At 64.9% G+C, this 231-nt stretch carries 1 protein-coding gene; it reads right to left on the bottom strand.

The window, feature by feature from the left end:
- On the bottom strand, positions 1-231 hold a 231-nt coding region (locus tag I8J34_RS25370; protein ID WP_214364230.1), incomplete at both ends, for a transposase.

The following is a 231-nucleotide window of genomic DNA, read 5'->3' as shown; positions in this document are numbered from 1 at the left end:
GAATGTCGGCTACCCCACGCGTCTTGAGGTCGTTGAACACCTTCATCCAGAACTTGGCCCCTTCGGTGCCCTCGATCCACAAGCCCAGGATGTCGCGCGTGCCGTCGGGCAGCACGCCCAGCGCCAGGTAGATCGCCTTGTTGCGTACCACCGCGTCCTCGCGGATCTTGACCCGCAGCGCATCGAAGAACACCACCGGGTACATCGGCTCGAGCGGGCGCGACTGCCAGG

Origin of the sequence: Denitromonas iodatirespirans (assembly GCF_018524365.1) — a bacterium.
Classification (GTDB): Bacteria; Pseudomonadota; Gammaproteobacteria; order Burkholderiales; family Rhodocyclaceae; genus Nitrogeniibacter; species Nitrogeniibacter iodatirespirans.
The sequence above is the reverse complement of the archived record's forward strand: the minus strand, read 5'-3'. Positions and strand labels throughout refer to the sequence as shown.